We start from the raw sequence: 6,718 nt of genomic DNA on the forward strand, positions 1-6,718 counted from the left end.
TGAACCGTGCGCGTCTGCCAATTCCGCCACGACCGCGTATGAACACAAAAGTAATGCAGCAACGAAAATTAATATATCATGAATTGATTGAAAGGGCAACAATATTTTTTATTAGCGAACCAATATACAAACCCAGCGGAAAATAACAGGCTCCAACATGAACAGGACAGCCGCGCCAAAGTCGGCTGCAAACCATTCTTCTCCGGCTCAGCATCCCCGCGAGACCGCCCAATTGCTGATTGAGCATCCGGGAGCGTAAACCTTATAAACTATTACAAAAAAGACACCGAACCTGGTGTCTTTCTTGTTTCTGGCGGGATTTAATTACGCCTCTAGCTCCCTGGCCGGGATATCCCGGTTCCCATGAGAGCCGCCGACAAGACGGCAAAGCTCCGCCATATTGCTCAGTACGATATCCGCCGGACAGGGCGGGACCCGGCCCGGTTCCCGCTGCCGGCTGGGAGGCTCAGCTGAAGCGCCGTTGGTAATCCATACGGATCTAAGGCCGGCGCGCGCACTGCCCAGAATGTCGGTATCCGGGTTGTCTCCGACCATCACACAGTTCTCCGGGGACGCATCGTACAGCTTCATGCCGTACTGGAACATGTAGGGCTCGGGCTTGCCGATACACTCCGCCGCCACGCCTGTCATGGCCTCGATGGCAGCCAGCAGCGCCCCGGTCTCCGGAACTTTGATCCCCTGCGCGCCCGGGTGATAAATATCCGGGTTGGTCGCGACGAGCCGCGAACCGGAGCCGATGTCCGACGAGATCTGCTGCAGCTTGTCGTAATGAAAGGCCGTATCCCGGCCAACGACGACAATGTCGGCCTTCCCTTCATCCCAGCTCACTATCCGGTGCCCCGCCGCCGAAATTCCGCGCTCCAGACTCTCGCTTCCGATTGTCTTCACGGTGACGGTTCCGTACTTGTCCCGGATGAAGCTTCCGGCAATATCGGTTACCGGAAGAATACATTCGGGGGCGGCCTCCAGACCCATGGCGGCAAGCCTTGCGCCAATTTCGGCCGCGCTCAGCCTGGAGTTGTTCGTCAGGAACGCATAGTCGATGCCAAGCCGCCGCAACTGCCGAAGGAGAGGGACAGTCCCCGGGGATAACTGGTCTCCGTGATAGACACAGCCGTCAAGATCAAAGAAGTACACTTGCGCGCGGGTAAGAAAGCCGTGATTCAATATCCGTACCTCCGCTCTATTTCAGCAAGGCGTTGGCTTCGTTTGCCGCGTCCTTGACCGCTTGATCGACGGATTTTTGCTGCAGGAGCGCCGCCTGAATGTTATCCTGAACAATTTTGTATACCTTCGATCCGGAAGTTCCCGGGAAGTTGTACCAAGGCACCATGTTATCGACCTGATTATACGTCACCTTCGCCGCCGGCACTTCTTTCAGGAAGTCTCCCATCATTTTAGGGTCATCCAAAGCGCTTTTGCGGGTAACCATATAGCCGATCTCCTGCGCAATCATCGTTGTCGCTTCCGGCGAAGTCGCATACTTCACGAAATCCCAGGCGGCTTCCTGCTTCTTCGGGTCCTTGGCGAGAATGACCAGGTTGTTGCCGCCCGCCGGTACGGTGCGGTTGCCGTCCACAGAAGGGAAGAGCGCCGTGCGCAGATCGAACGCGGACTGTTTGCGGAATCCCGTAAGCGCCGCCGTTGTCGTCACATACATGGAAACCCCGCCGGATTGGAAGCTTTGGGAAGCCTGCTTGCTGTCCAGATTCGGCATCGACTTATCCTGATTCACGAGATCCACCCAATACTGCAGCGCCTTGCGTCCGGCATCCGAATCAAATCCGACCGATTTCAGATCCTTGGACATCATCTGCCCGCCCGCCGTTTCCGTCATCGCCTGATACAGCCAGTTCCCGGTAATCTGGTAGTCGAAAAATATGCCATAGCGTCCGTCTTTCGTCAGCTTCTTGGCGGCATCGCGCACTTCCTCCCACGTTGCGGGCGGCTGGTTCGGGTCCAGCCCGGCTTCCTTGAAATGATCGGCGTTGTAGTACAGGAGCGGAGTGCTGACGGCAAAAGGCATCATATACTGTTGTCCGTCATCGCCTTTGCCCAGATTCAGCATCGAAGGAAAGAAGTCCGACAGATCGGTCTTTTCCTTGTCGATGAAGGTATAGGCCGGCACAACCGGCAGCGTATCGATGGCGAAGCGGTTATACACAAATCCGTTCGTAAATACGTCAGGGAACTTTCCGGACGCCGCCTGCGTCTGGATTTTCTCAATCACGCCTTCGTAAGAGCCCTGCACGAACGTCGGTTTCACTCTCACTTTATCCTGTGATTGATTGTACTTTTCCACAAGCCTGTCGATAATATCGCCGGAATGCTGGTGCAGAAATTCGATTTCCACAACCTCGCCGGATGCCGTACCGTTCTGGCCCCCCGTATCCGCCGCCGCTTCCCCCTGTCCGTCTTGGCCGCAGGCCGACAGCATAGTCGTCAGCAGCAGGATGACAGCGAGCAGGATAACGTTCATTTGTTTTTTCATGTGTTATTTCCCTCCCTATTATATGTGGTGTTGCAAAATCAACCGGATGGCAAAGTGGCCGTTCAGCCTTTTAGACCACTGTTCATGAATCCCTCGATGAATTGCTTTTGCGCCGCAAGATACAGGGCGAGAATCGGCAGCATGGACAGCGTGGCTACCGCCATCGTTGGCACCCACTCCAGAGACTCCTCCTCGCGGAATTGCACGAAAGCGACCGGAAGCGTCTGCAGGCTCTTCTCGGCCAGGACAAGCAGCGGCCAATGGTAATCATTCCAGTTGCCGACGAAGAGAATCACCGCCAAGGCGCTCATCACGGTCCCCGATAAACGCAGGTACACATGCCACATCGTGCCGATAGCGCTGCAGCCATCGATGACAGAGGCTTCTCCCAGTTCGCGGGGAATCGTCATGAACGTCTGCCGGAGCAGAAAAATCGCATATCCGCTGGCCAGATGGGGGACAATGACGCCGCCAAACGTATTCAGCAGGTGCAGCTCATTCACGATCATGTAGACCGGAACCATCGTTACCTGCGGGGGAATCATCATCGTCATCAGCACAAAGAAGAACAGAGCGTCGCGGCCGGGAAAGCGGTAATGCGCGAAAGCGAAGGCTGCTGCCAGGCCGACAACAAGCTGACCCAGCGTCTGCGCCCCGGCTATAACCGAGCTGTTCCACGCCCATAAGGTGAACGGAATATCCCGAAACACCCGGAGATAACCGTCAAGGCTAAAATGCTCCGCCCAGAACAGATGACCGGAGAATACCTCCTGCGGCGCTTTGACCGACGTGGCCAGCATCCATAAAATCGGAATCAGAATAAAAAAAGCGACGGTGATCAGCAGGAGATGCTTGCCCCCTTCTTCCATCAAACGAAGCGTACGCTGCATGCCAAATACTTCCTTTCCGTAAACACGGTTTACTGGTAATGGACCATCCTGTTCGACAGCCTGAGCTGCACGACCGTAAGGGTTCCGACAATAAGCAGCAGGAGAGTCGACGAAGCCGCCGCCGTCCCGATATTAAAGAATTGAAAGGCCTCCTGATAAATCTGATACACCAGTACATTGGTCGAGTTATTCGGACCGCCGCGGGTGATGATCTGGATGGTCGCGAACACCTGAAACGAAGAGATAATGCTCATCACGAGAATAAAAAAGGTCACCGGCGACAGCAGCGGCACTGTCACATGACGGAGCCGGGCTCCCCGCCCCGCGCCGTCTATGGACGCCGCCTCATAAAGACTGCGGTCAATCGATTTGAGCCCGGAAATATAGAGCACCATGTTATAGCCAAAGCCCTTCCAGATCCCGACGATAGCCAGCGCCCAAAGCGCCATCGCCGGGTCGTTGATCCAGTTCGGCCCCTGGATGCCGAATGAAGCCAGCAGCTTATTGACGGCACCGTCCTGCGGATTGTACATCAGTCCCCACACGATGCTGATAACACCGATCGAAGAGACGACCGGAAGAAAGAACACCAGCCGGTACAGCCGTTTGCCCTTCCACAAGCTTTCCACCAGCAGCGCCATGGCCAGACCGATTCCCACGGCCAGCGGAACGGTCATCAGCATATAGAGGGCCGAGTTGCGCAGCGAAATCCAGAACACGTCGTCATGCAGCAGGTGGACGTAATTCGCCAGTCCGACAAATTCCTTGTCCGGGCTGATCAAATTCCATTGCTGAAAGCTCAGGCTCAGCGAGAACAGGAACGGATACACGAAAAACACGGCATACAGGCCAAGGGCCGGGAGTAAAAAGGCCAACGGAAGCCACAATTTGTGCAGCCTGCCGCGTCTGCGGGCTCCGGCTTTCCCCCGCGCGCCCGGAGCGGACGCCGCCTCGCCCTGCTTTCCGTTCCACCGGTTCAACATCACCACAGCCGCACCTCCTCTTTCCAAATCGTCTCCAGCTCGCGGCCGTCCGTATCTTCAAGTTCCGTTCCGAGAAGACGGGCAATGGTCGGGGCGACATCGACGATACGGATTTCCGGAAGGCTCGTTCCGGGCCGAATGGACGGACCTGCCGCGACGAACACGGCTTTCAGCTCCTCCCGCTGCGGGAGATAGCCATGCATCCCTTTGAACTTGGTGAAGCTCGCTATAACCTCCTCACCGCTATAGTCGAAGTGAACGAAGCAGTCCGGCTCGGCCTCAAAGGCGAGGTCCGGGCAGTGGCCGTCCAGCTCTCCGGCGCCCGGCAGACCCAGTGAAGGAAAGTCTTCCCGCTCGAACAACCGTCCGACTCCCTCGCTTTCGGCCAAAGCGCGGCGCACTTCGTCCAGCAGCAGCTCCTTCGCTTCGGCATCGTCCTCAAGAACATAGACATATCCCGAGCCGCCGTTGGATACGGCAACGACCCTGCTGCCGCTAAATTCATGCTCATCATCCAAATTGGGGGCAAGCCACCCTTTATGCTTTAACAGCACGTTCGGATAGAACGTCCTGGTTGTATTGACAAAGCCATGGTCCGATACAACAAATACATCCGTCTTGTCCAAAATGCCTTTTTGCTTCAAAGCCTTCAGCACCTCGCCGATCCGCTCATCCACAAATTCGAGCGACCAGTATGCTTCCCGGGAACGGACGCCATAATCATGCTGGCAGCTGTCCGGCAGCAAGTAGTGAAGCTGTAGGAGATTGGGACTGTGCCGGTCGATAAGGTATTTGGCGATTTCGGTTGTAAGCCAGTCCTGCATTGGACCGCGGGCATGGTCCCGGCTCCATTCACCGTAAAGCTCTACCGGAAGCCCTGCCGCCTTCAGCTCATCCCAGAGAGAACGGGTGGAGTGCGACTCGAACAGCTCCTGCTCGTAAAACTCGGGAATGTTGTAATCCAGCGTGTCCGCGCCCCGCGTAACCGGCCAGCAGATTGAAGCGGTCGTCCAGCCCATGCGCTTGGCGGCGTCGTACCAGGTCTCCCCCCGCAGCACATCTCGCTTGTCCCACATGCGGTCGCCGAAGTGCTCGCCTACCCGGCGGCTCGGCCGGTCGACGACCCAATTGCCCAGAACGCCGTGCTTGCGCGGATAATTCCCGGTCACCAGGCTGGAATGGATGGCCCAGGTCGCTGTCGGAAAGACGCTTTCCATCCCTTCGGCGCAGACGCCGCTGCGGATAAGCGCCCTCAAATGAGGCATGCGGACGTTCGGGTCCTGCAAATAATAGTTGGCCATGCCGTCGATGCTGATGATGAGCACATATTTATCCGGCTTCGGACGATTAGCAGATTCCATATACTACCTCCTAAATTCTGAAATGCAAAAAAGAGAAAGCGAAAGGCAATAAACCAGGGGATGAAGTCCCTCGTTCATTGTCTTAGAGCTTTCTCTCGTCCCTCACTCTAACAGACATGCTATGAAATTATGCGAATGAACCGGGTTACTGCAGATCGTCAAATGAACAGTTCCAGAGCGCCGAATCGCTGACGGACAGCGCGGTCGCACCAGCCTGCAAGCTTTCAGCAGCCTCCGCCTTCGTCTGAATCAGACCGCTTGCGACAATCGGAATATGCTCCAGCGTATCGGCAAAGGAACGGATAATCTTGGGAATGGTCCCCGGCATAAGCTCGATTGCGTCTGGCTCTACATTTCCGGCCGCACGAAGGCCGTTCTGGAGAGCCGCTGAATCAATGACGAACAAATGCAGAATGCCATATAGTCCCGCTCTCTTCGCTTCCTTGATCAAATGGCTCTTCGGCGTCACAATTCCGTCGGCGCCCACGTAATCGGAGATGAAATCGACGCTTTCCTTATCGGTGCTCGAAAGTCCGCGAATCAGATCCAGATGGACAAAAGCCCCTTTCTTGCATTCCTTCGTCAGCCGCACCGCTTGAATGATTTCTTTGACATTGCAGCCCATGAAGAACAGGTTGTCCACCCGACTGCCTAGTGCAGCCTCGATATCTTCGGGCTTGCGCACCGCTGCAATAATGGGATGGTTTCCAATCTGATAAAGCAAGGACATCGGGAATTGTTCCTTTCATTCCTGACTTCTACTTCATACTAACGGCCAATTATTCGATGACTATAAAATGGAGTGTCGAAGTTTGTAAACCGCTCATTCCCGCCCACCGCTCTGCTCCTTCAAGCGCTTGAAACTTCCAAATAAGAATCAGGCCAGACTGCAGTTCTCGAAATACTTGAAACTTCAGAAATCATGCCGGCTCTGCCACAAGCGATAAGCGATAAAATTTCAACGAAATCGGA

The 6,718-nt window shown here is 55.5% G+C and carries 6 protein-coding genes; all 6 read right to left on the minus strand.

Annotated elements, in window-relative coordinates; all coding sequences use genetic code 11:
* Positions 1–324 precede the first annotated feature (324 nt).
* The 6 genes from L692_RS0107970 to L692_RS0107995 all read right to left on the minus strand — a co-directional run bounded on the left by L692_RS0107970 (position 325) and on the right by L692_RS0107995 (position 6,476).
* Positions 325–1,188 carry an HAD-IIA family hydrolase gene (locus L692_RS0107970; RefSeq protein ID WP_025698762.1) on the minus strand — a complete coding sequence of 288 codons (864 nt, stop codon included), beginning with the start codon at positions 1,186–1,188 and terminating at the stop codon, positions 325–327.
* A 16-nt stretch (positions 1,189–1,204) separates the two neighbouring features.
* Positions 1,205–2,512: an ABC transporter substrate-binding protein gene (locus tag L692_RS0107975; protein ID WP_025698764.1), complete on the minus strand. Its 1,308-nt coding sequence runs from the start codon at positions 2,510–2,512 to the stop codon at positions 1,205–1,207.
* A 62-nt stretch (positions 2,513–2,574) separates the two neighbouring features.
* On the minus strand, positions 2,575–3,402 hold the full coding sequence (locus tag L692_RS0107980; protein WP_025698766.1) for a carbohydrate ABC transporter permease: 828 nt from the start codon (positions 3,400–3,402) through the stop codon (positions 2,575–2,577).
* A 29-nt stretch (positions 3,403–3,431) separates the two neighbouring features.
* A complete protein-coding gene (locus L692_RS0107985; protein ID WP_084463119.1) occupies positions 3,432–4,385 on the minus strand; it encodes a carbohydrate ABC transporter permease in 954 nt (317 codons plus the stop codon).
* Entirely contained in the window at positions 4,385–5,746 is a 1,362-nt protein-coding gene (locus tag L692_RS0107990; RefSeq protein ID WP_025698770.1) for an alkaline phosphatase family protein, read from the minus strand. Before L692_RS0107990 ends, L692_RS0107985 begins: the two co-directional genes overlap by 1 nt.
* A 145-nt stretch (positions 5,747–5,891) precedes the next feature.
* Positions 5,892–6,476: a glycerol-3-phosphate responsive antiterminator gene (locus L692_RS0107995; RefSeq protein ID WP_025698772.1), complete on the minus strand. Its 585-nt coding sequence runs from the start codon at positions 6,474–6,476 to the stop codon at positions 5,892–5,894.
* Between the last annotated feature and the right edge of the window lie 242 nt (positions 6,477–6,718).

The organism is Paenibacillus forsythiae T98 (genome assembly GCF_000520735.1).
GTDB lineage: Bacteria > Bacillota > Bacilli > Paenibacillales > Paenibacillaceae > Paenibacillus_AQ > Paenibacillus_AQ forsythiae.